This is a genomic window from Psychrobacter sp. SC65A.3, from assembly GCF_025642195.1.
Classification (GTDB): domain Bacteria; phylum Pseudomonadota; class Gammaproteobacteria; order Pseudomonadales; family Moraxellaceae; genus Psychrobacter; species Psychrobacter cryohalolentis.
Map to the genome: position 1 here is coordinate 2,289,788 of NZ_CP106752.1, position 25,297 is coordinate 2,315,084.

Below are 25,297 nucleotides of genomic sequence, written 5' to 3' on the forward strand. Positions count from 1 at the left end.
CTTATTTCAGCTTTGTATCCCTATTTTTTAGGCTTACCAAATACGAGCCAAACTTGCCCATTCAATCATACTGTTTGGTAATACGCCAAAGAACAAGATGATCGCCGTGACTGCAATGACCATGATACCACCAGTACGTAGACCCCACTGTTTCGAGACGTCAAATTCAATAAATTGTTTTGGACGTTTAAATAGCGTGAGCAAGACGCGCAAGTAATAGAACAAGCCAATCGCACTGCCGAGGATAATCATCGCTGCCAAGAACCAGTTGGTACCTTGTACTGCAGCAAGAATCGCAAATAGCTTCGTGATAAAGCCTGCGGTTAATGGAATACCCGCTAGAGATAGCATCATGATAGTCATGACACCAGTCAATACCGGACGACGCCAAAACAGCCCTTGATAATGAATCAATTGATCGGCTTCACCAGATAAGCGATAAGGGCTAGACATCAAGGTCACGACACCAAAGGCACCGATAGAGGTAAAGGCATAAATTGCCATATACATACTAGAGATACTATCAGCAGCAGAGCCAATGCTCACAATTACGATTAACACATAACCCATATGGGCAATCGATGAATAACCAAGCAAGCGTTTGAGACTGGTTTGGCGTACCGCAAGTAAGTTACCTAGCAAAATAGATAAAGTTGCCATCACCATCAACAGCATCTGTACCGATGGCAATGCCAATAATGAGGTATCAATTAAAAATCGTACTGCCAATGCCATCATCGCTACTTTTGATACCGAGGCCAGATAAGTCGCGATAGGTGCAGGGGCGCCTTCATAGACATCAGGTGTCCAGATATGAAAGGGCGCAGCAGAAAGTTTAAAGGCAATACCAAACATCATCATCGCTGCACCTAAGATTAACAGCGGCGATTCAAACGTATCAGCCAAAGTTAAACTAATAGGCTTAAATGCCAGTGAGCCAACTTCTGCATAGATAAATGCCATACCCATCAGCAGCGTTGCTGATGCAGTCGCTGATAGGACTAAGTATTTCAGCCCTGACTCAAGCGAGCGGGTGCGCATATAGGTATAGGACAACATGCCATATAGCGGTATCGATAGCATCTCAAGGCTCATAAAGAATGATGCCAAATGCTGGGCGCAAACCATAAGCAGTGCACCAATCGTCGATAACAACATAAGCAAATACAGCTCTTCTTTATTATCTTTGAGGTTTGCTAAATACGCATAAGACAACGTACAACAAGCCAATGCACAGATAAAAATAATCACCATGTTAAACTGAGCAAAATTATCAATCACAAATAACTGCTCAGCCGCTGGCACAAGCGTTCCACTATCGACTATACCTGCCATTTGCCCAAGCAAAATAAACAGACCGATATTGAGACCGATGACCGAAATTGTACCGGTCACCATATGTGAGCGCTTCATCGTGATGGCAATCATCACCGCCAATACCGTAATGACTACCGCAATGATTGGTGCATAAGGCAATAGCCCCATCAAATCATTCATCGTAAAATCGTTCATGACTTAACGTGCCTCCATTGCATCAAGCAGCTGCGAGGCATCTACTTGTGTTACTTGACTATATATATAAGCGTTATTAATCCATTGCATCGCATGACTTGAGGTATCAAGGAAAGGCTGTGGATATAGTCCGAGCCAGACCAAGCCTGCCGCTAGCATTAACAGCAACGATAGCTCACGCTTACCCAAATCTTTTAACGGACGCGTCGGCAGACCATGCGATTTGGTTTCTTTTAATGCCACTTCTTTAATGTTGTTGATACCAAATAGCGCTTTATGAATTAATATAAGTGAGTATAAACCTGCCAATACTAGGCTAAAGGTTGCTAAGACCACAAACACAGGATACTGAGCAAAGGCACCAAACAAGATCAAGAATTCACCGATAAAGTTACCTGTACCCGGAATACCAAGTAAGGCGGCACAGAAGAACATTAATATTGGTGCGTAATAACGGAACTGACCCCACATACCGCCCATCAGGGTCAAATCGCGCGTATGTAAGCGCTCATACAACTGCCCTGCCATAATAAACAGCGCTGCGGAGCTTAGACCATGTGCAAGCATTTGAATCATCAAACCTTGTAAGCTAAGTAAGGTTCCGGCATAAATTGCCAAAACTACAAAGCCCATGTGCGAGATACTGGTATAAGCAAGCAGACGCTTCATATCGGTTTGCATAAAGGCAAGCCACGCGCCATAGAAGATACCAATCGTACCCAAGGTCATAGCAATCGGAGCAAAATCTTGTGATGCAGCTGGGAACAATGGCAGGACAAAACGAATCAAACCATAAGCAGCGGTCTTAATCAAAACCCCTGCCAAATCCACCGAACCGGCCGTTGGTGCTTGCGCATGGGCATCTGGCAACCAACCGTGGAAGGGAATAATTGGCAGCTTCACCGCAAAGCCAATAAAGAAGCACAGCATGATCGGATATTCCCAGCCGCCAAGTGACGTACCGAGTAAATCATTATAGTTAAAGCTGACCACGCCTTTTTGGGCGTAGCTGATAATGACCAATATCAAAATGCCGACGAGCATGATTAGCCCAGAAGCTTGGGTGTATATAAAGAACTTAGTTGCTGCGTATTCTTTGGTTTTACCAACGACGTCATGACCCCAAATAGCGATCAAGAAGTAGATAGGAACCAGCATCATCTCCCAAAAGAAGAAGAATAGGAACATATCAATGGCTAAGAAAACACCGATGACGCCGCCCAAACTCCACAAAAGGTTGAGATGGAAAAAGCCGACTCGACGCTGAATCTCATTCCACGAACAGGCAACTGCGGCAACACCGAGCAGACCAGTTAATGCAACCATCATTAGCGATAAACCATCTAACGCCAAATGAAAACTGATACCGAAACTAGGTATCCAAGGCACACTAAATTCAGCCACCCAAGGCACATTTGCATCTGGCGCAATGACTTGCTGACTCATGCCAGAAAAATCACCGTATTGCCACAGTACCATTGACAACACAAAGGTCAACGTCATACCAATTAAGGCAATCCAGCGCGGCAAGCGTTTATTAAAGCGTTCAACCAGCCAACATAGCAATCCTGCAATAAAAGGAATGGCGATTAATGCTGGTAGCATCCACGTTTGTTGTAACTCAATCATCTTATACCACCGTCATCATTACCAGCACTAGCAATACAGCCATACCCAAGCCAAAGCTTGCAGCATAACCTCGAAGTGACCCTGTTTGCGTCGCAGACAATACCTTATTACCCGCTGATGCCAGCTTAGGTAATAACAGCCACGTTTTATCGATAGGGTCGGCTTTAAATAAGCGGCCGATGAACAAAAAGGGTTTTACAAAAACTATATCGTATAGCGCGTCAAAGCCCATACCGTGATAGCACCAATGATACAGCGCCCCACCGATACGCGTGCGCTTAAAGCTGGTCAGCAGTCGACCTTTATTAACGACATATAATAGCGCCGCCAATATCAAGCCTGCTGCCATCGCACCCATCGCGATAAACTCAGCCGTATGCTTACCATGTGCTTGACCAGCAACTTCTAATAAATGCCCAACACTTTCTGGCAATACGCCTTGCAATGGCGGGGTAATAAATGCACCCACTGCCGTAGATAATACGAGCAACACACTAAGCGGCAGCCAATATGACACACCAGATAGTTTATGGGCATGCGTTTTCTCTTCACCAAAGAAGATAATCCAAATCATACGGAAGGTATAAAGCGCGGTTAAGAAAGCACCGAATACGCCCATATAGAATAAGACCATATGACCAGTTGCATAACTCTCCCAAAGAATGGCTTCTTTAGAGTAAAAACCAACGGTGACCCAAGGTATCGCGGCAAGTGCACCGCCACCGACGATATAGCACCAAAAAACCAATGGAATCTTTTTACGTAAGCCGCCCATCTTAAAGATATTTTGCTCATGATGTACCGAAAGGATGACTGCACCTGATGATAAGAATAACAACGCTTTAAAGAAAGCATGGGTCATCAAATGGAAGATAGCACCTTGCCATGCGCCAACACCGAGTGCTAAGAACATATAGCCAATTTGGCTCATAGTCGAATAAGCAAGGATACGCTTGATGTCCGTTTGTGCCAACGCACAGAATCCTGCAATAACCAGCGTTAATGCGCCCACTGCCCCAACCCAGTACAATAGTACACCAGGTGTTAATATAAATAACGGATGTAGACGGGCAATCAGATAAACACCAGCGGTAACCATCGTCGCTGCGTGAATCAATGCCGATACTGGCGTTGGACCTGCCATTGCATCAGCCAGCCATGTATGTAATGGTAGCTGCGCTGATTTCCCCATCGCCCCACCAACCAACATCATGGTAGTTAGAATCATGGTTGGATTATTGATATCAAATACTTCCGGGGCACGGGTAATAATCTCTTGAATATTAAGCGTGCCAAATTCGCGGAATAATAAAAACAAACCAAATGCTAAGAACACATCACCAACACGGGTCACGGTAAAGGCTTTTATCGCTGCTCGACCATTAGCGCGGTCATGATAGTAAAAACCAATTAGCAAGTAAGAACAGATACCGACGCCTTCCCAGCCAAGATATAGCAAGAACAAGTTATCCGCTAACACCAGTAATAACATACTGGCGACGAATAAGTTCATATAGCTAAAGAAGCGCGCAAAGCCTGTTTCACCTTTCATATACCATGCGGCAAACAGATGAATCAAAAAGCCGATACCGGTAATAACACCCGTCATCGTTAATGCTAAGCCATCAAAGCTTAAGCCAAAATTTGGCGCAAAATCCCCGACTTGGAACCAAGTCCATAGCGGAATCTCGATAACCGTACCGGCAGGGTTGCTTGTTAAAAAGGTATAGCTGACGATCAGCGTACAGAGCGCTGATAGCAGCATACTACCGACACCAACAATCGCTGCCACCTGCTCGCTTAATTTATCGCGCATAAAGGCTAGAATCAAAAAGCCAACGAGCGGGAATATAAAGGTTAATGGTAATAAACTCATGACATCATCCTTTCATCTCATTGGCGCTGTCGACATCGAGATGCCCACGCTGATGATAAAAACGCAATAATATTGCTAAACCAATAGCGGCCTCTGCTGCTGCTAAGGTCAAGATAAAGATAAACATAATCTGTCCATCTGGATCGACCCAACGACTACCTGCTACCACAAATGCTAGTGCCGCCGCATTCATCATGATCTCAAGGCTCATTAGCATAAATAGAAAATTACGCCGTACCATAACACCGCACAGACCAATCGCAAATAAAATACCCGCCAAGATTAATCCATGGCTCATGGGTATCAGACCCAGTACATTTTGCGCCTCAGCAACCGGCTGCACTAAGCCTGCTACTTCATGGGCAAACGGCACATTGGCAATATCTTGTGCCACGCTTGCTGCTAGTACCATCAGTCTGACTCCTTGCGCGTGACTTTCTTCATACCGTTCTGCGTACCTGCTTTCATGCCGACCTTCATGCCCACATAATCATGCGGGTCGACATCTTTATATTCGTATGGTTTTGCCATCTTTACTACATCGTTATTGGTGTGCATGCTGTCGTTTTCGTACAGCTCAATACTACCGACATTTGGACTGGCTACTAGACTATCATTACCGATAATCTCGTCATCGATAGCTTCTTTGCCTAAATGATAAGCCGCAACTAAGGCCGCGAGTAGTAGCAATGCGGCTACTTCTATCAACATAATATATTTGGTAAATAACACCGTACCCACTGCTTTGGCTGAAATCGTAGTACCGCCAATTACAGCAGCTTCGTTATGATTGAGACCAATCATTGCATACAGCACAACCGCAATAATAATTGTCAAGCCCGTCGGTATCGCCCAAGTACCGGCATCAAGCCAACGCTCTTCCCGCTCATCATTACGCATGCCTAAATTCAGCATCATAATCACGAAGACGAACAGCACCATAATGGCACCCGCGTAAACGACAATTTCAAGTGCTCCAGCAAACGGCGCACCTATCACAAAAAATATGCCAGCGATTGCCAGTAATGACACAATCATTGATAAAATAGCATGCACTGGATTGGCTTGGGTTACCACGCGCAAACTGGCAAATATTGCTACCGCTGCTAATGAGTAAAACCCTGCCAATTCAGGATTATTTAAAATATTCATCATGGTAGCAAGCTCCTTAGATCAATCGGTGCCGCTTCATTTTGCGCCGCGCCTTTTGGTTTATCTGCTACCGCCATACCCGTCACGCGATAATAGTTATAATCGGGATATTTACCCGGTCCTGAAATCAGCAAATGCTCTTTTTCATAAACCAAGTCTTGACGGACGTATTCGCCCATCTCAAAATCAGGAGTCATCTGAATAGCTGTCGTAGGACAAGCTTCTTCACACAAGCCACAAAAAATACAACGTGAAAAGTTAATACGGAAGAACTCTGGATACCAGCGTCCATCTTCACGTTCCGCTTTTTGCAGTGAGATACAACCAACTGGACATGCCACAGCGCACAAGTTACAAGCCACGCAGCGCTCATCGCCGTCAGGGTCACGCGACAATATAATACGTCCACGAAAACGTGGCGGCACTGGTACTGGCACCTCAGGATAAAGAATGGTGTCGCGTGGTCTGAGCGCATGACTATTGACCATCCACATGCTGCGGACAATGGTAAATAGTCCAATGACGGTCTTTTTTATCGTAGTAAACATGGGATTATTATCCTTCTCAGCTTTACCCTAGTTCATCAGTGATGGCTAGTGATGATTACAACGTTGGGGAAAAAATCAAAATGACTGCAGCAGTAACCAATAGATTAATCAAGGTTACGGGCAGGCAGACTTTCCAGCCAAAGTTCATCACCTGATCATAGCGCGGACGCATGAGTGAGCCTCGAGCTAAAACAAACATAGTCATAAAGAAAAGCGTCTTAATCATGAACCAAAAAGCTGGTGGAATAAACGGAATATCTAAATTAAAAGGTGCCAACCAACCACCAAAGAATAAGCAGGTCATCAAAGCAGAAATCAATACAACATTGACGTATTCGCCAATAAAGAACATACCGAACTTCATGCCAGAATATTCAACGTGATACCCTTCTGCCAGCTCTTGCTCAGCTTCTGGTTGGTCAAATGGATGTCTATGCGTGACCGCAACACCAGCAACGACAAAGGTTAAAAAGCCAAAGAACTGTGGAATGATATACCAACCATCAGCCTGCGCTTCAACAATGGCACGTAAGTTAAATGAGCCAGTCAAGGCAACAACGCCCATCAACGACAAGCCTAAGAACACTTCATAACTGATGGTTTGCGCGGCTGAACGTAAGCCGCCCAGTAATGAGAATTTATTGGCTGATGCCCAACCACCGAACAGCACTGCATAGACTGCAATACCAGCCATGGCAAAAAAGAATAAAATACCAATATCCCAATCAGCAACGCCAAGGGTTGGTGAGATAGGAATAATGGCAAATGAAGCCAGAGCGGTAAACATGGCAACCGCAGGCGCCAGAGTAAACATAAACTTATCGGTAAAATTTGGCGTCCAATCTTCTTTAAAGAAGATTTTGAGCATATCGGCGACTAATTGCAACGAACCGAACGGACCGACACGGTTTGGACCATAACGGTCTTGCCAGAGTGCTAGCATCCGGCGCTCATAGATAATCATCATTGCCGCTACAATGACCACTACCAAAAAGATGACCAGCGATTGTACGACCATAAAAAGTATGGACCAAGTATCAAAGGTCATCATACTCGCCAAAAAACTTGGCACATCAGGGATAATACGAGTGACTTGCATATTACACCTCCTATGTGGTGGTCGGCGCTGTGCTTACTGGCGCGGCGCGGTTATTGTTATCTTCAAAGCTGTTTAAAGCACTGCCATTTTCAGAATTGCCAATAGCGTCATTAGCCAAGCCGCCCATCATCGTAATAGGTGCATCGACTTTACGTACTGACGCTGGCATCGATGGATGAATAATGCTCACCTGACCGACAGGATAACCGATACAACCTTCGGCTAAATAACCAACAAGCTCTACTGGCAGCGTGATTTGCTGTTTATCAATCTCAATCGCTAGATAATCACCAGCCACGATATTCCAATCTTTTGCGTCATCAATCCCTATACGCCATGCAGCTACTGGTAATTGTTCAGCAACGACTGGGCTACGCGATGCCATCATTGAGCTGGCATAAATGTTATAAATAGGCACCAATTTGGCTTGCCCTTGATGCATATCCGTCGTAGCTACTGAGCTAACTTCTGGCGCAACATATTGGCGCGTAGCTAAACGCTCTAACTGATCGAACAAACGCACACCCGGATCACCATTTCTAAGACTACCACCCACTTTATCTTGGTATTTGTTCCAAGCTTGCGGTGAGTTCCAACCGGCAGATTGCGCAAAAGGAATCATCGCGCTTGGGGTTTGCTTACCGCTATAGCCTTCCATTGAAAAGGTTAAACCGGTATCCAAATCTTTTGGCTGCATTGGCTCATGGACAGAGACAGGCGCGCGCATAGAAGTACGACCTGAGTAACGACGTGGCTGACGGGCAATTTTTAGACCCGTCATACGGTAATCAGCATCGGGTGCAGCTTCTTTGATACCAGCAAGCTTAGGATGGGTCGCTATCAAAGCATTGATAACATCGTCAAGCTGCGTCCAATCAACATCGCGACCTTCTAAGCTGCTATGTACGGCATGCAACCAGCGCCAACCTTCTTTAATACTACTAAGCGGATGATAATAGTCATTATCATAAACTTGGAAGAAGCGCTGCGCACGACCTTCGGCAGAAATAAGCGTGCCGTCTGCTTCAGCAAAAGTGGCTGCTGGCAATACAATATCGACGTCTTTGTGCCAATCCAGCAATTGATGATCTAACGCAATGACGGTTTTATCAGTCAATAGCTGTGTTAATTTATTCGCATCAATAGCATCAGTCAGCTGATTTTCAGCGACTAGCACCACATCAAAATCAGTCGCCAGCAATTCTTCAACTGAATGACCGCCGAGTAAACAAACACCGATACTATTAGCATCTGTCACTGCTAAATAGATACCCGCTTGAGCATGATACTTTTTATTGACTTCTTTTAGCTCAAGTTTGGTTGCAGGCTGACGTTCAACATCGTCTTGTGCTTCAGTATTAACGCCCGTTTCAGGCTTATTTGGCTTGGCAGACAGATCTTTATCTTCTGTTTGCTGCGCCGTTGTTGTTTGTGCTTGCGCTTCAGCTGCTGCAACTTTGGCATTATGTGTCTCAACTTCATACTGCTCAGTTGCTTTGATCGCTGCACGCTTTTGGCTTAATGCTTGCGTGATTTGCGCTGCTGCTTCTATCAAAGCAATAGACGATAAGCTGCTACCAGAGACAACCAACGGCTTGTCCGCTTGGATCAAGTCATAAGCGATTTGCTGTACCAGCGCTTGCATAGGATCAGCGCCAATATTGGCATTAGCCTCTTTCTCATTGCTTTGCGGGTCGACTATTTTTGCTAAATTATCAGCAAATTTAGCAATTTCATCCGCAACTTTAAAACCAAGTTTAGTGATGTCTTTAGGAGTCGCTACGACACTAACTTTACTGATATCTTCAAGTTTGGTTTGAGTCACATCAATGACATATACTGGGCTTTGTGCACCTTGAGCAATACGTTTGACTGGCTCAGCCAACCACGATTGCGTTTTGGTAGCAGCCGCCATTTTTATGGCTTCATTTTTCGCCGCTTGACGGATAGAGAGTGCCACACGTGATGACGTTTGAGTGATATCTTCACCCAAAATCAGTACCGCATCGTGGCTTTCAATATCGGTCATACCTGGGTTATAAATACCCTCAGTACTCAAGACTTCAATACATTTATTGACCAATGCTTGCTGCTGATGATTAAGACCCGTTGAAAAATTATCAAAACCAACGAGGTTTTTAAGCGCAAAGTTGGTCTCTAAACTGGCACGTGGCGAACCAATACCAATGACTTTTTTGTCTTTAATACGCTTAATAGTTTCATCAAGAGCATAGTCAATATTGATTTTGACGTGTTTATCATTGATACGTTCAAGCGCTTGGGTTGGGCGGTCTTCACGATTGACATAGCCATAACCAAAACGACCACGGTCACATAAGAAATAACGATTTACTTCACCGTTATAGCGGTTTTCGATACGGCGCAATTCACCGTAGCGCTCACCAGCAGAAATATTACAACCTGCTGAGCAGCCATGACAGATGCTTGGTGCATACTGCATATCCCACTTACGGTTATAACGATCCGAATGTGTCTTATCGGTAAATACACCCGTTGGACAGACTTCCGTTAGGTTACCTGAAAACTCACTTTCAAACTGACCATCTTTATCACGACCAAAATAAACGCGTTCATTTGAGCCATAAACACCCAAATCTTCGCCGCCTGCATAGTCTTTATAAAAACGGACACAGCGATAGCAAGCGATACAGCGGTTCATCTCATGCGCGATAAACGGACCAAGTTCTTGGTTATGGTGAGTGCGCTTAGTAAAGCGGTAGCGACGACGATGATGACCTGACATATAGGTCATATCTTGTAAATGACAGTGTCCACCTTCTTCACAGGTTGGGCAGTCATGCGGATGGTTAATCATCAACAGCTCAACCATCGACTTACGGAACGCCTTCGCTTCATCATCAGTCACTGAGATGTACATATCATCGCCTGGGGCGACCATACAGGACATCACAAGGCGACCGCGACCTGCTTCCATATCTTCTTTGGTCATATATTGCTTAACCGCGCACTGACGGCAAGAGCCTACTGAACCAAGGGCTGGGTGATAACAAAAATACGGCACATCAATGCCGAGGGACAAGCATGCTTGTAGCAAATTGTCCGCGCTATCTACTTCGACAGTGGTTCCATCAATATGTATGACTGCCATGCCGCTCTCCTTATTTCACATCTAGCTGTTGATTGGCTGCAGCCTCAATGACATCTTCACCAACCGCCTGCGCAATCTTTTGATCAAACTCAGGACGGAAATATTTAATTGCACTCATCAGTGGTTCCATCGCACCAGGGGCGTGCGCGCAAAAGGTTTTACCGATCCATAAGTCACGGGTTAAACCTTCTAACTTTTCAATATCGCCAATCTGCCCTTCGCCATCATTGATAGCGGTAAGGATTTTGACGCCCCACGGTAAACCATCACGGCATGGCGTACACCAACCACACGATTCGCGCTGAAAGAAAATCTCAAGATTACGTACCAATGGCACCATATCTTGTTCTTCGTCAACGACCATAAGTAAACCCGTACCCATACGGCTACCCGCTTTTTGAATGGTGTCAAAATCAACGACAGTATCTAAATGCTCAGCGGTTAAAAAATCCGTTGATGCGCCGCCTGGTAACCAAGCCTTAAGTGTGCGACCTTCCTGCATACCACCGGCGAAATCTTCGATGATTTCGCGCGCCGTATAACCAAATGGTAATTCCCAAAGACCGGGGTCATTGACCAAACCAGAACAGCCAAATAGCTTTGTACCGGGGGTCTCGACCACACCTTTGGCTTTTGGTAAATCTTGATACCACTTGCTACCATGCAAAATAATCGCTGAAACATTATGTAAAGTTTCAACGTTATTAACCACGGTTGGTCGACCCCATGCACCAGCTACCTGTGGAAATGGTGGTTTGGTACGCGGATTAGCACGACGACCTTCTAAGCAGTTAATCAATGCCGTTTCTTCACCGCAGATATAACGACCAGCACCCGTATGCACATGTAAATCAAAACTAAAATCTGAGCCTAAAATATTATCGCCAATTAAGTTATTGGCACGCAATTCTTCAATCGCTGTACTTAAACGCTCTGCCGCTAAGATGTATTCACCACGGATAAAGATATAACCGGCTGTTGCACCAATCGCATAGGCAGAAATAAGCATGCCTTCAATAAGCTGAAGTGGCAAACGCTCCATGAGCAAACGGTCTTTAAACGTACCCGGCTCCATCTCGTCAGCATTACAGACTAGATAGCGTGGACCGCCATCAGGTGGTGCCATTAGCGACCATTTAATACCTGCTGGAAAACCTGCACCTCCGCGACCTTTTACCACCGCTTCTTTGATAGTATTTAACGTATCATCTGGCGATTGGTTTAACGCTATCTTTAACGCTTCAAAACCACGTAATGATTCATAAGTGGCCAAATCAAGCACAGCATCATGATGCGCTAAGCGCCATGTCAGTGGTTTGGTTTCACTGGTAGCAGTCGCTCTATCGCCATAGATAGGAATACGCTGTTCATTAAGTTGGCTTGGCGCTTTGCCTTGATTACGAAGAGCAATCTGCTCTGAAACAGTTAATCTCATGCGTATAGCTCCAACAATTGGGCGACTTCTTCAGGCTGGACAGGACCATAGGTATCTTCATCAATCAATACCGCAGGACCTTTGTCACAGTTACCTAAACAGCAAATCGGCAATAGCGTAAAACGACCATCATCAGTGGTTTGACCATAGTTGATACCCAGCTGCGACTTTAATTCAGCTGCTAGTGCTTCATAGCCTGTTAAATAACAAGCGACCGAATCACAAACAAGGATGACATGACGACCAACTGGCTGACGATAGATACGGTTAAAGAAGGTTGCTACCCCATCCATATCGGTCATAGGTACATTTAAAATATTAGCAATCGCATTCACTTGTGCATCATCAACCCAGCCGTTACGCTTTTGCACGATTTTCAGCGAATCTAAAGACGCTGCTCGTGGATGGGGATAATGATGCATAAACTCATGGATAGCCGCAATTTCTTCTGCAGTTAGGATACTTGCCACATCTACTTTTGGCATTTTATCGGAAACAATTTTCATAATCTTTTTCTTTCCTCACTCAGCCCACTGTTTGTATTACGCTCACGGCGCAATGACAGTGTTTTGGTGTGCCAGTTTGGCGATAATATGTTAATGAACGCGTCGTACTTTTAATATATAAACGATAATGATAAACGTATAACCACAGACGCTCTAACGGTCACAATCCGCCATCACAATATCAATTGACGCCAGATACATAATGGCATCGGATACCAATGAACCATTAATGACTGATGGCATCTGCTGCAAATGCGCGAATGTCGGCGTACGAATACGGGTACGATAGCTCATCGTCGCTTTATCCGAGGTGATGTAATAGCTGTTTAGACCTTTAGTCGCTTCCACAATCGTGGTGCACTCACCCGCTGGCATCACAGGACCCCAAGAAACAGAGATAAAGTGATTAATCAAGGTTTCGATGTCATTCAAGGTACGGTCTTTTGGTGGCGGTACTGCCAATGGATGATCCGCCTTATAAGGACCTTGCGGCATATTATCCATACATTGACGGATAATACGTAGCGACTGGCGCATTTCTTCAACTTTTACCATACAGCGATCATAAGCATCGCCGTTATAGCCGACTGGAACTTCAAAGTCGTAATTCTCGTAGCCCATGTACGGACGCGCTTTACGCAAATCAAAATCCAAACCTGTTGCACGCAAACCTGCGCCAGTAACGCCCCATGCCAGTGCTTGCTTAGTATTATATTGGGCAACGCCTTGAGTACGACCTTTAAGCACACTGTTTTGCAATGCTGCTTTGACATACTCATCCAAGCGTTTTGGCATCCAATCTAAGAACTCACGTACCAAACGCTGCCAGCCACGCGGTAAATCGTGCGCTGTACCGCCAATACGGAACCATGCTGGGTGCATACGGTAACCGGTTACGGCTTCGATGACGTCATAGGCTTTTTGGCGATCGGTAAACATATAGAATACTGGCGTCATACCACCGGCATCTTGGATAAAGGTACCGACGAACAGCAAGTTATTGGTAATACGGAAAAACTCACTCATCATCACGCGGATGGTTTCAGCACGCGGCGGAATAGTAATACCAGCAAGCTTTTCAACTGACATGATATACGGTAGCTCATTCATTACGCCGCCGAGATAGTCGATACGGTCGGTATAAGGAATAAATGAGTGCCAGGTTTGACGCTCAGCCATCTTTTCTGCGCCGCGATGGTGATAACCAATATCAGGGATACAATCGACAACTTCTTCGCCATCAAGCTGTAGTACCAAACGGAATGCACCGTGAGCCGATGGATGGTTAGGACCGATGTTCAAGAACATAAAGTCTTCATCACGACCTGAACGCTTCATGCCCCACTCTTCAGGGACAAAGCGCAAGTTTTCTTGCTCGTATTGTTGTTTGGCGGTATTCAAGAAATACGGAGTAAACTCAGTTGCCCGCGCATGATATTCTTTGCGCAGTGGATGACCTTCCCAGTATTTTGGCAATAAGATACGCGTTAAATGCGGATGACCAGTAAAGACAATACCGAACATATCCCAGACTTCGCGCTCATACCAGTTGGCATTGGGCCAAATCTGTGTCGCACTTGGAACGTTTAAATCTTCTTCACTGAGCGCGACTTTGATACGTACATCACTATTACGCTCAAGCGACATCAAGTGATAAAACACCGTAAAATCACTGTCAGGTAAACCTTGACGATGCTGACGTAGACGCTCATCTATCGCTGACAAGTCAAATAACATGACATAAGGTTTTGGCAATTTGCGTAAGAATAAGAGAACGTCTAATAAATCAGCGCGTGCCACCCAAACCGTTGGAATGTCGTCAACCGTGTGCTGTACAACGAACTTACCAGCATATTTTTCTTCCAGCTCTTTGATAACTGCTGGGACAGGCTTGATCTTAGGATCTGTATTTTCGACTACCGTGACCATGAATGATGTCTTCCTTCATTAATCATAACTGAACCATGACAACCATAATAAAAGATGATAATCATAACCAAACTATGATGAGCGTACGCGCACTTCTAACAATTATTAATAACTACGCCAAACTGCTTAACTAAATACTATCTGGGCTACGTAAGTTTTTCACAGCGATACGATCTGCTTGCTTACGGTCACGCTCAGGCGTCATCTGCGGCTGATAGACACCCTGATCATTGACATGGATACCCAGCGGACGACGTTCTTTAGTGATAGATTCTTGTAATAACATCAAGCCTTGAATCAATGCTTCTGGACGTGGCGGACAACCGGGCACATAGACATCGACAGGGATAATTTTATCCACGCCTTGCACGACTGAATAGATGTCATACATACCTCCCGAGTTGGCACAAGCACCCATCGAGATGACCCATTTTGGCTCAAGCATTTGCTCGTATAGACGTTGAATAACGGGTGCCATTTTAACAAAGCAAGTACCAGCAACAATCATCACATCTGCCTGACGTGGCGAGGCGCGAATAACTTCGGCACCAAAGCGTGACAAATCGTGAACCGCCGTTAAAGTAGTCGCATATTCGACATAACAACATGAGGTACCAAAGTTAAATGGCCACAGTGAGTGCTTGCGCCCCCAGTTTGCTGTTGAATGCACAAGATCTTCTAGACGACCCATAAAGACGTTTTTGTTGACTTCATCTTCCATTGGATCGTTGACAGTTTGGCTTGTCTGAGCAGGATAGACATCTGCATCAGGGTTGGCTTTTGTTAATGTGTATTTCATAACATACAACCTTTATGTTAAACAAAGTGCGGCAATGATTTGCCCTCACTACTGCCTTAACTTCATTATTAAATAATTTTGTTATTCACTAATTAACACGCACTGTTATTCATTAACGCGTCATTTTATCTGTTTGTGCAGACGTCGCAAAGTCCACAGAAGTGACATTACCCGTGGTATTAATATGATCAATGTTTTGTAAGTGACGACGGTTGGTCTCAATATTGTTTGAGACATTAATCTGACCGGAGGACTGCGCAGGTATCTTGCCCGTAGGATCGACCATAAGTTCATCAACACCATCGAACTTGGTGATATCAGCTAAACTAAAGCCTGCGGGTACAGCATATAGGCGCGCTTTTTTGCGTAGCTTATCAGCCGGTGCCCAGTTCATCGCACCCAGACTCAACTCGTATACCAAGCCAATGATCAAGATGGTGATAAATATGGCGGCCGCAGCAAAACCAAGCCAGCCAGCTTCACGAACTGAGACTGCATAAGCATATAAGTAGAGGGCTTCTAGATCAAAAATAACAAAGAAGATCGCCACCAAATAGAATTTGGCAGACAAACGAATACGGGCGTTGCCAGATCCGACAACACCCGCTTCAAATATCTCTTCTTTTTGTGAGCCATGTGAGCGACCGCCAAGTAGACGCGGGACAACCAACATAAACACAACTAGCCCAATGGCGGCTAAAATAAAAGCAATGGCTGACCAATTAAAAGCAGACATGATAATACGTGCTCCTCACCCAATCGAGTGTTACACGCCGCGCAAGCACCGACCCACATATTAAGGTCGTCAAGCAACAGGCATAACGCAGACGAAAACACAAAGCAACTGTCACTGTATTTAAGTAACTGTCATTGAGTCACATGTTAGGTTCTGTACTGGTAACAACCAATTATCAAGCTTATTGACGACGATGTCAGATCTGACCAACTGTAGAGTGTCCGCTCTATATGCGGATAAAGGCTGGTCGCCCAACGCATCTTCTAACAACGTAAGATCAACGTATTAAATCAATGTCATATTCGATAATTTATTTAATTGATTTAATAGCTCATTACACGTGGTCAACAATGACGTGACAACTGGCATAAATTATTTACGTACTATACGCATATCGGTAATCAAAAGCTAGTTTTTAACTGCATTGAGCGGTCACTTTATCGGCAAAAAAAATAGGTTTTTTTATCCGCAAACTATGCTATAGATTATTCATCATCCTTCTCTAAAAAGCTTCTAAAAGTTTAAAGAATGTATTATTAATTGACTGCTAACTAAGATGAAAAATCTATATAAAACGCGCAGTTAGTCACAGCTTGTAATTATTTCACTTTCACTTCCGTAATGGATAAGACTTAAGTCTACCTCCTTATTTTTATTCACAGGAAATGAGCTTGTATTAGCCAAATTTTCGACGGTTTCCATTGAAACAAAATGTTTCTCTATGTCATTTTTTAAGACTTACCTTATATATACCTCATAATCTTATATATTCCACGCTACTAACTCCTGCCCAAAAGCCTTAGTTTTGCTTTATAATAACTCACCTAATTTTGCTCGCAGATTGCCTAAAACTTTAAAATTATTCTGTGAGTTACTCTATTTAAAATGCCAATATGCCCTCTATTTTAACGAATGTATTTTTCGCTTGATGGCAGCTAGTGGCATTTTACGATTTACTGCTACCCTCTTTTTGCTTTTGTCTTACAGGTCACGTTATGAGTCAACTTAATCCCAAACAACAAGAAGCCATGCTCTACGTATCTGGTCCGCTACTGGTGTTAGCAGGTGCCGGCTCCGGTAAGACGTCAGTGATTACCCGCAAGATTGCTTATCTGATCGAAGAATGCAACATGCCTGCTGAGCGTATCACGGCGGTGACCTTTACTAATAAAGCGGCGCGTGAAATGAAAGCTCGAGTCAGTAAGCTACTACCGAGTGAAAAGACCCGTGGTCTAACGGTTTCAACCTTTCACCAATTTGGGCTCCAGTTTCTGCGATATGAGCTGCTTCATACGCCATTGAAAGGCAATTTCTCCATTATGGACAGCGACGATAGCAAGCGTTTGCTAATGGAGCTTATGATGCGTGATAACTTAAGCGGCGCTGAGAGTCGTGAGTTGGTTGGTAAAGCAATCAAGATGATTTCTGATTGGAAAAATGATTTGATTGAGCCGGATAAGGCGATGGAAACCTTAGACGATCCAGAAGATATGATTTTTGCGACGCTTTATGCTTTATATGAGCGCAATCTACGGGCTTATAACGCGGTTGATTTTGATGATTTGATTGTATTACCGACCAAAATACTGCGTGAAAATCGAGAGCTACGTGATAAATGGCAAAACCGTATTCGCTATTTGCTGGTCGATGAATATCAAGATACCAATACCGCTCAGTATGAGATGATTAAATACTTAGTCGGACCGCAAGGGCGCTTTACGGTCGTTGGTGATGATGACCAATCTATTTATGCATGGCGCGGTGCTAAACCTGAAAACATGGGATTACTTAAAGAGGATTTCCCAAAATTAAAAATCGTCATGCTTGAGCAAAACTATCGCTCAACTACCCGTATTTTGACCTCTGCAAATGCGGTTATTACCAACAATGAGCATTTATTTGAAAAAAAACTCTGGTCAGATAAAGGTCAAGGCGAAAAAATTCGCATTATTAACTGTCGTAATGATGACGATGAATCTGAGCGCGTCGCCAAAGAAATCGTCACTCACAAGCTGCGCTTTGGTAATGAGTGGGAACAATATGCCGTTCTTTATCGCAGTAACTTTCAGGCGCGGATGCTAGAGGCACAGTTGCGTCAACTGCAAGTGCCTTATAAATTATCGGGTGGTCAGTCGTTCTTTGCCCGTAGTGAGATCAAAGACGTTATGAGCTACTTACGTCTGATTTTAAACCCAGAAGATGACAGTGCATTTTTGCGCGTGATTAATACGCCCAAGCGCGGTATGGGACCAGCCACGCTTGAGAAGCTTGGCTTATTTTCACAAGAACATAGCATCTCGCTACTGGCTTCTTGTACGCATGCCGGTCTGGCCCACGTTTTACCGTCGAAATCTTATAGTACTTTAAAGGAGTTTGGCGACTTTATTGAACATTATACTCGTGAGCTTGATCAACATCCTGACCCTGTGCCAATCGTCCGTCAAATGATTGATGAAACCGGCTATATTGACTTTGTTCGTAGCGACTCAAAAACGCCGCAACAAGAAAAAAACCGTATCGATAATATCGATATGCTTTATACCAGTATTCAATCGCTGATTAATCGCGCCGAAGAAGACGAAGACCGTACTATTGATACCATCATTCGTAAGCTGGTATTGCTTGATATGCTGGAGCAGCAGCAGGAAGAAGAAAATACCAATAAAGTTAATCTAATGACCTTACATGCGGCAAAAGGTTTGGAGTTTGATTTTGTTTATATCATGGGGCTTGAGGAAGAGATGCTACCACATCGCAACTCTATCCTAAGCGAGACGGTCGAAGAGGAACGGCGCTTGATGTATGTGGGCATTACTCGCGCGCGTCGCGAGCTAACTTTGACACTAGCCACTCAGCGCCGCGCTGGTGGTCAAATGCGCGTCACTTCTGAATCACGATTTTTAGATGAGTTGCCAGAGGATCATATCGATTGGCCTGCCAAAGCAAAAAAACAAAAAGCCACCAAAGATCCTGCAGCAGTTGCTGATGAATACTTGGCTAATATTCGGGCTTTATTGGGCAATCGATAATGTTTAATCATTAAAAAAGCTAACAAATATAACTCACTTATTGAACGTTAAGCTTAGATCTTAGTCATTATTATTTATACATTTTGAAAACTTGGAACTTTTATGCCCGCTCCTACGCCGAATTCTGCACGACCATCAACACGACAGGGAGATTATAATCCGGCTGAATCTAACGCTGAGTATAAATTACTCTATTTGCAAGAGTTGGTTGCGGACAAGGCGTATGAGGCGATTACTGAGTTTTTAGGGAAGCAGTCAGAATATGAGATTGCCAACTTACTAGAGTCGTTCCCGACTCAGAGCCGACTACTGATTTGGGCACAAGTACCAGAAAATATCAAAGGTGAAGTATTAGCTGAGCTAGAGTTTGATACACGCCAGCCATTGATGGAAAATATCTCGTCAAAAGAGATATCGCTGTTTACTCAAGATCTTGATGCACAAGATATCTCAGAGATTTTAGACACCGTTACCGAAAGCGTGCGTACTTCGGTGATGGCGACTTTGGATGAAGACATACGCATTCAGGTCAATAAACTCGATACCTATGCCGACTGGGAAGTTGGCAGCTATATGGATCCTGAGCTTATTCAAGTCCAAGAAGACATGACGCTGGCTGATGTTCAAAACTGGCTGCGAGAAGATATTGAGCTGCTTGATGATGAAAGCCAAGAGCTATTGGTTGTCGATCAAAGCCAGCAACTGCTTGGCTTATTAAGTCTGGCTGATTTGATTAAGCATGACCAAAGTACCTTAGTTGCTGATTTGATTGATAGCGCTATTACCATCAATGATCGCTTGGACATTCAGGATGCGGCGGCGATTTTTCGCTCAGAAGACATTCGTTTTGCCCCAGTGATTAACAGTCATGGCGAACTGGTTGGCCAACTAAACGGTGAGGACATCATGGAGATTATCCAAGATGATGTCGATAGCACCATGAAAAACCTTGCTGGTGTCAGTCAAGACGAAGAGCTGTTCGCACCTATTTTGACCAGTGCAAAAAGCCGTAGTATTTGGCTTGGTATCAATTTATGTACGGCACTATTAGCCGCTGCTGTAATTGGACAGTTTGAAGCCGTATTAGCAAAAGTGGTGGCACTGGCGATTCTTATGCCCGTAGTTGCCAGTATGGGCGGTATTGCAGGCTCGCAGACGCTTACCGTCGTCATTCGCGGTATGGCAATGGGACAAATCGGTGGCTCTAACCGCGTATGGTTATTAAATAAAGAGCTGTGGGTTGGGGCGATAAACGGTATCATATGGGCGATAATTATGGCGTTTATTGCGCAATTGTGGTTTCATAACATTAAAATCAGCGCGGTTATCGGTCTAGCGATTGCGATTAATATGACCGCTGCTAATGTCTCGGGCATTAGTATTCCACTGATGCTAAAGCGCATGAATATTGATCCGGCGTTGTCTGCCTCTGTTATCCTCACCACGGTAACGGACATTGTTGGCTTTATGTCGTTTTTGGGCCTAGCAAGTATACTGATTCTTTAATCAATCGCTTATTAAAATTTAGAAACCAAAAGTTAAAAATCATCAGCTATTTATAAAAATAGTTGTTGTTAAGCAATTAAATTTAAAAATTAGGGCCCGCCCTAAATTCATTCTGTTTATAAAACCATTAAATCGTTAAGTGAGTGCGTTATGCAAGCTGTACAAGTTAAAGTCTTAAACCCTAAAATCACTGAAGATAAAGCGTTTTCTTTGCCTACTCGTGCCACTGACGGCAGCGCAGGTATTGATTTGCGCGCTTGTATTGATGAGCCTTTAACGATTAAAGCGGGTGCTACCCATTTGATTGGTACTGGTTTGGCGGTTTATATACAAGATCCTAACTTTGCAGGTATGATTTTACCGCGTTCAGGTCTTGGACATAAGCATGGTATTGTTTTGGGTAACTTGGTTGGACTTATCGATGCTGATTATCAAGGTGAGCTGATGGTCAGTATTTGGAATCGTAGTCAGGAAGACTTTGTATTGAGTCCTGCAGAACGCATGGCACAATATGTGGTTGTCCCTGTTGCCCGTCCTGAATTTGAAGTCGTGACAGAATTTAGTGATACCAGCGCACGTGGTGCTGGTGGTTTTGGACACTCCGGTCGTCAGTAGTCATTATCATTTGCTCTAAATTATATAGTCTAAATCGCATAACCTAAGCTGTATAAAAAACTATCAGCGATTTATTTATTATTCATATTTATCACGATAATAAGGAAGTAAAAGATGCCGTTTTTTGCTGCGCAGCACTCTTTATTTCGTGCTTATGATATTCGCGGTTCACGCCAGCATTTTACCACTGACTTTGTTCAAGCTTTAGGGTATGCCTTGGCGCATCTTTATCACGTTCAACAAGACAGTGATAACAAAAAAAATATCGTCGTGATTGGCTATGATGTACGTCGTGATAGTGACGTTATTGCTCAAAACCTTGCTACTATATTGAGCGAATGCGGTCTACAAGTTATCCAATTGGGACTGATTACCACGCCTATGATGGTATTTTGGGCAGAGCAATATCAGGGACACGGTATTATCGTAACTGCCAGTCATTCGGCCAAAGATATTTTGGGTGTTAAGTGGTTGGTCAACCATCAATCTCCTAGTGTTGAAGACATTCAGACGCTTTACCAGCAAGTCACTCAGCAGCAGTTAACTGTACGTTCTTTAGACAACAGCATGCTTGAAAAAAGTGGTTTGCCTAAAGATGGTCTGCAAGAAACTGGTTTTGAAATCACTGATTTTCAAAAAGTGATCGTTAAAAAAGACAATCAAAAAGGCTATAAAGCGTCAAGCACTCCACGACATGTAGTGGATAACCCTATTAGCAATCAGCAAATGTCTTTATCGCCTGAGCAAGTAGCAGCGCATTATATCGATGCTATTGTGCAAGTGTTTAAAGCACTCTATCCACATGATAACCAATCATTTCTTACTAAGGTAGATTTGGTGGTTGTTATCGATTGTATGCATGGTGCGACCAGTCATATCGCTCAGCAATTATTTGAGCGATATTGCCAAAATGTCATCATGCTTAATAACGTCCCAAACGGAGATTTTCCTGCTGGCAATCCCGATCCTACCGAGCCAAATCGGCTCACACAGTTGCAGCAAAGCGTCGTTAATCATCAGGCAGATATAGGTATCGCCTTTGACGGTGATGGCGACCGACTAATGATCGTCGATAATACAGGTAAGGTAGTCACACCCGATCACTTGCTCTACTTATTAGCAAGGGTGATATTGACTGAGCGTCCAGTCGCTTGTACCCAGTTGCAATCTCCGCCACAAATTCTCTTTGATATTAAATGTTCGCATCATTTGCCGAAGCTACTGACTGAGCTTGGCGCAGAACCTATCATCAGCAAAACTGGCAGTAGTCTAATGCGCCAACAGATGCAGGACTCTGCGGGGCAAATCGTATTTGCTGGAGAGTTATCGGGGCATTTTATCTTTAACGACAGTCGCTTTATTGTCTATGATGATGCCATATATGCAGCTTTAAGACTGTTGCATTGGCTGGCAGCTGATAACTCAAATAGTCTAAATCCTACAACAAATCTTGCTAATATCATCTATCAATTACCAAACATTGTCAGTACTGCCGATCATTATTTACCGCTGCCAGTAAGTGTGTCAACCGATTGCTCAATCATTGAGCAGCTAACTCGACTATGCGTGTACTTACAACAACTCATAAAAGTAATTGCTCCACTGCCTACTCAGGCTGAATATCAAGTACTCAGTACTTGTCAGCGGACGCTTTGTAGTTGCTCTATAAAAAACCTCCCTATTAGCATAGAGCAAGCCAAAGACTTATTGCCAATAGGTACAACTCTGAGCTGTATTGATGGCGTGCGTCTAGATTTCGCCCATGGTTTTGGGGTCATACGTCAATCTAATACCAGTCACAATTTAACCGCGCGCTTTGCAGGAGACAGCATGGCACACCTACAAGATATTCAAGCAAAATTTGCCGCGCTATGTTTTCCTTTTGATGAAAATCTAGCTGCGCAGATTGTAGCTATTTCCCCTCAGTAGTCAGTTATCAAAACTATTTTTTATCACAAATGTAACTTTGTTATTTATGACTTTTTATAACAACAACCAACCGCTTAACACCGTATTGTAGGAGTTTATAATGACCTTGAATTTAGATGAAGCCAAAATTACTGCTGAAGTCTTGACCACCGCCCTGCCCTATATTCAACGCTTCGTCGATAAAATCATTGTGGTCAAATACGGCGGCAATGCCATGACCGATCCTGCGCTTGAAAGCTCATTTGCCCGAGATATCGTCCTACTCAAAACTGTTGGTATGCATCCTGTGGTCGTACATGGTGGCGGTCCACAAGTGGATAATTTATTAAAAGAGCTTGGGCGGCACTCAGACCGTATCGATGGGATGCGCGTTACTGACAAGGACACCATGGATATCGTCGAGATGGTACTTGGCGGCAATGTTAATAAATCGATTGTGAGCTTGATCAATAAACATGGCGGCTGCGCCATCGGTTTGACGGGTAAAGACGCCAATTTAATCTTAGCTAAAAAACTGATAATGGAAAAGATTGGAGCAGATGGTGTTGCTGTACCAATAGATTTAGGCTTTGTCGGGGACGTAGTGAGTGTTAATAAAGACGTGATTAACATGCTGATTGCTTCCGACTTTATTCCTGTCATCGCCCCGCTTGGCGTCGACGAAGAAGGCAATACTTATAATATCAACGCCGATTTGGTCGCTGGTAAAGTCGCCGAATTCTTGCAGGCAGAGAAACTCATGCTATTAACCAATATCAAAGGGGTATTGGGTCGTGATGGCGAAGTCGTGACTGGTTTGACGCCTAAGACTGTGGATAGCCTAATTGAAGATGGTACGATTTCAGGCGGCATGATTCCTAAAATTCAGTGTGCGCTTGATGCGGTTCGTAGTGGCGTAAAAAGTGCCGTTATCGTCGATGGCCGCGTACCGCATGCGACGTTGTTAGAGATTTTTACCAACGAAGGTGTTGGTACACTAATCAGTCGAGATCTAGGCTAATCATTGGCCGAATAACAGGAGTGAATCATGGCATTGTGGCTTTGGTGTCTACTTTTTATCTTGGAAAGCCTGTACTGCTGGTGGATTATTGGCTATGGTGGCGCAAAATGGATAGAAGGGTGGAAGTCATTTTTCCTCATTGAGTGGTTTGCACTAGATTGGAATGCCGAACAAATTCGCTTTTACGTCTTGCTTATATGGCTCGCAAGTGTGATTTGGTTTATTTTAGGTGTTATAAAGCCCGAGCTAAGAGGTTCTTAGCTCGGGCTTTATTAATGGTAGCAGTATGCTTTTACGAAAAAACTTTATCAAACTCAGCTTCACTAAAGCCGCATAATAATATTGGCTGATTTTTATCTACCCGCGCGCCTTCAACTATCGGACGCTTAATCATACTTGTATTTTCAATAAGTAAATCAATGGATTTATCCACATCGCTATCCGCAGCTTGCTTTTGAGCATCTTCTAGCTTACGCCATGTCGTTCCGCGCTTGTTTAATACTTTATCAATACCTAGGCTATCCACCCAGCGCTGTATCGTTTCTTTATCAATACCCTGTTTTTTATAATCATGAAAGTTATAGCTAACGCCCAACTCATCAAGCTTGGTAAAGGCTTTTTTCATGGTGCTACAAGATTTTATACCGTAAATGGTGATGGTCATAATGTCTCCTTGTCAATGAACGTTACTGTTTATTATACTCAAATAATGCTCGAAGCTGGCACATGGCAAATGTGGATATCGGAAAGCAGCGAATGCAAGCCGAAAAGCCACTAGGTAATCAATGAAAGGCGACATCCTATCGTCGCAATTTTCGCCAAATTACGCTATGCTATGGCATTATAAAATTTCACCCCATTTATCTG

General features: G+C 43.9%; 20 protein-coding genes. 6 read left to right on the forward strand and 14 right to left on the reverse strand.

What is annotated here, in order from left to right; translation table 11 throughout:
• Positions 1-33: 33 nt before the first annotated feature.
• From OEG80_RS09635 to ndhC, 13 genes are all read right to left on the reverse strand, one after another.
• Positions 34-1,512: an NADH-quinone oxidoreductase subunit N gene (locus OEG80_RS09635; protein ID WP_263240622.1), complete on the reverse strand. Its 1,479-nt coding sequence runs from the start codon at positions 1,510-1,512 to the stop codon at positions 34-36.
• 3 nt (positions 1,513-1,515) lie between these two features.
• Positions 1,516-3,141: an NADH-quinone oxidoreductase subunit M gene (nuoM, locus tag OEG80_RS09640; protein WP_149409791.1), complete on the reverse strand. Its 1,626-nt coding sequence runs from the start codon at positions 3,139-3,141 to the stop codon at positions 1,516-1,518.
• Position 3,142: 1 nt separating this feature from the next.
• The gene (gene nuoL / locus OEG80_RS09645) at positions 3,143-5,017 is read right to left on the reverse strand and encodes an NADH-quinone oxidoreductase subunit L (RefSeq protein ID WP_263240624.1); all 1,875 of its coding nucleotides are present in this window, start codon (positions 5,015-5,017) and stop codon (positions 3,143-3,145) included.
• A 4-nt stretch (positions 5,018-5,021) separates the two neighbouring features.
• The gene (gene nuoK, locus OEG80_RS09650) at positions 5,022-5,330 is read right to left on the reverse strand and encodes an NADH-quinone oxidoreductase subunit NuoK (RefSeq protein ID WP_041753378.1); all 309 of its coding nucleotides are present in this window, start codon (positions 5,328-5,330) and stop codon (positions 5,022-5,024) included.
• Positions 5,331-5,428: 98 nt separating this feature from the next.
• Positions 5,429-6,172 (reverse strand): NADH-quinone oxidoreductase subunit J, encoded by a 744-nt coding sequence (gene nuoJ, locus OEG80_RS09655; protein WP_263240627.1) that lies wholly within the window; start codon positions 6,170-6,172, stop codon positions 5,429-5,431.
• Positions 6,169-6,717 carry an NADH-quinone oxidoreductase subunit NuoI gene (nuoI, locus tag OEG80_RS09660; RefSeq protein WP_011512931.1) on the reverse strand — a complete coding sequence of 183 codons (549 nt, stop codon included), beginning with the start codon at positions 6,715-6,717 and terminating at the stop codon, positions 6,169-6,171. Before nuoI ends, nuoJ begins: the two co-directional genes overlap by 4 nt.
• A 55-nt stretch (positions 6,718-6,772) precedes the next feature.
• The gene (nuoH, locus tag OEG80_RS09665; protein WP_041753375.1) at positions 6,773-7,768 is read right to left on the reverse strand and encodes an NADH-quinone oxidoreductase subunit NuoH; all 996 of its coding nucleotides are present in this window, start codon (positions 7,766-7,768) and stop codon (positions 6,773-6,775) included.
• 58 nt (positions 7,769-7,826) lie between these two features.
• Positions 7,827-10,946 carry an NADH-quinone oxidoreductase subunit NuoG gene (nuoG, locus tag OEG80_RS09670; protein ID WP_263240629.1) on the reverse strand — a complete coding sequence of 1,040 codons (3,120 nt, stop codon included), beginning with the start codon at positions 10,944-10,946 and terminating at the stop codon, positions 7,827-7,829.
• 10 nt (positions 10,947-10,956) lie between these two features.
• A complete protein-coding gene (nuoF, locus tag OEG80_RS09675; RefSeq protein ID WP_263240631.1) occupies positions 10,957-12,381 on the reverse strand; it encodes an NADH-quinone oxidoreductase subunit NuoF in 1,425 nt (474 codons plus the stop codon).
• A complete protein-coding gene (nuoE, locus tag OEG80_RS09680; RefSeq protein WP_149493047.1) occupies positions 12,378-12,887 on the reverse strand; it encodes an NADH-quinone oxidoreductase subunit NuoE in 510 nt (169 codons plus the stop codon). Before nuoE ends, nuoF begins: the two co-directional genes overlap by 4 nt.
• 153 nt (positions 12,888-13,040) lie before the next feature.
• Positions 13,041-14,816: an NADH-quinone oxidoreductase subunit C/D gene (gene nuoC / locus OEG80_RS09685; RefSeq protein ID WP_011512926.1), complete on the reverse strand. Its 1,776-nt coding sequence runs from the start codon at positions 14,814-14,816 to the stop codon at positions 13,041-13,043.
• 130 nt (positions 14,817-14,946) lie between these two features.
• Positions 14,947-15,615 carry a NuoB/complex I 20 kDa subunit family protein gene (locus OEG80_RS09690; RefSeq protein ID WP_011512925.1) on the reverse strand — a complete coding sequence of 223 codons (669 nt, stop codon included), beginning with the start codon at positions 15,613-15,615 and terminating at the stop codon, positions 14,947-14,949.
• Positions 15,616-15,727: 112 nt separating this feature from the next.
• On the reverse strand, positions 15,728-16,351 hold the full coding sequence (ndhC, locus tag OEG80_RS09695; protein ID WP_263240635.1) for an NADH-quinone oxidoreductase subunit A: 624 nt from the start codon (positions 16,349-16,351) through the stop codon (positions 15,728-15,730).
• 995 nt (positions 16,352-17,346) lie between these two features.
• On the opposite strand from ndhC, the gene OEG80_RS09700 reads away from it, so the two are divergent.
• The 6 genes from OEG80_RS09700 (at position 17,347) to OEG80_RS09725 (ending at position 24,691) form a co-directional block, all read left to right on the forward strand.
• Positions 17,347-19,380 (forward strand): UvrD-helicase domain-containing protein, encoded by a 2,034-nt coding sequence (locus OEG80_RS09700; protein ID WP_011512923.1) that lies wholly within the window; start codon positions 17,347-17,349, stop codon positions 19,378-19,380.
• A 102-nt stretch (positions 19,381-19,482) separates the two neighbouring features.
• On the forward strand, positions 19,483-20,886 hold the full coding sequence (mgtE, locus tag OEG80_RS09705; protein WP_149493050.1) for a magnesium transporter: 1,404 nt from the start codon (positions 19,483-19,485) through the stop codon (positions 20,884-20,886).
• A 150-nt stretch (positions 20,887-21,036) separates the two neighbouring features.
• Positions 21,037-21,501 (forward strand): dUTP diphosphatase, encoded by a 465-nt coding sequence (gene dut, locus OEG80_RS09710; protein WP_020442863.1) that lies wholly within the window; start codon positions 21,037-21,039, stop codon positions 21,499-21,501.
• A 114-nt stretch (positions 21,502-21,615) separates the two neighbouring features.
• Positions 21,616-23,430, forward strand: a complete 1,815-nt coding sequence (locus OEG80_RS09715; protein ID WP_263240638.1) for a phosphomannomutase — start codon at positions 21,616-21,618, stop codon at positions 23,428-23,430.
• Between the two features lie 100 nt (positions 23,431-23,530).
• On the forward strand, positions 23,531-24,430 hold the full coding sequence (argB, locus tag OEG80_RS09720; protein WP_263240639.1) for an acetylglutamate kinase: 900 nt from the start codon (positions 23,531-23,533) through the stop codon (positions 24,428-24,430).
• 27 nt (positions 24,431-24,457) lie between these two features.
• Complete coding sequence (locus OEG80_RS09725; RefSeq protein WP_055124538.1) at positions 24,458-24,691, forward strand: hypothetical protein; 234 nt, start codon at positions 24,458-24,460, stop codon at positions 24,689-24,691.
• Positions 24,692-24,722: 31 nt separating this feature from the next.
• Here OEG80_RS09725 and OEG80_RS09730 read toward each other — a convergent pair whose 3' ends face one another.
• Positions 24,723-25,094 carry an arsenate reductase gene (locus OEG80_RS09730; RefSeq protein ID WP_263240642.1) on the reverse strand — a complete coding sequence of 124 codons (372 nt, stop codon included), beginning with the start codon at positions 25,092-25,094 and terminating at the stop codon, positions 24,723-24,725.
• Positions 25,095-25,297: the final 203 nt, after the last annotated feature.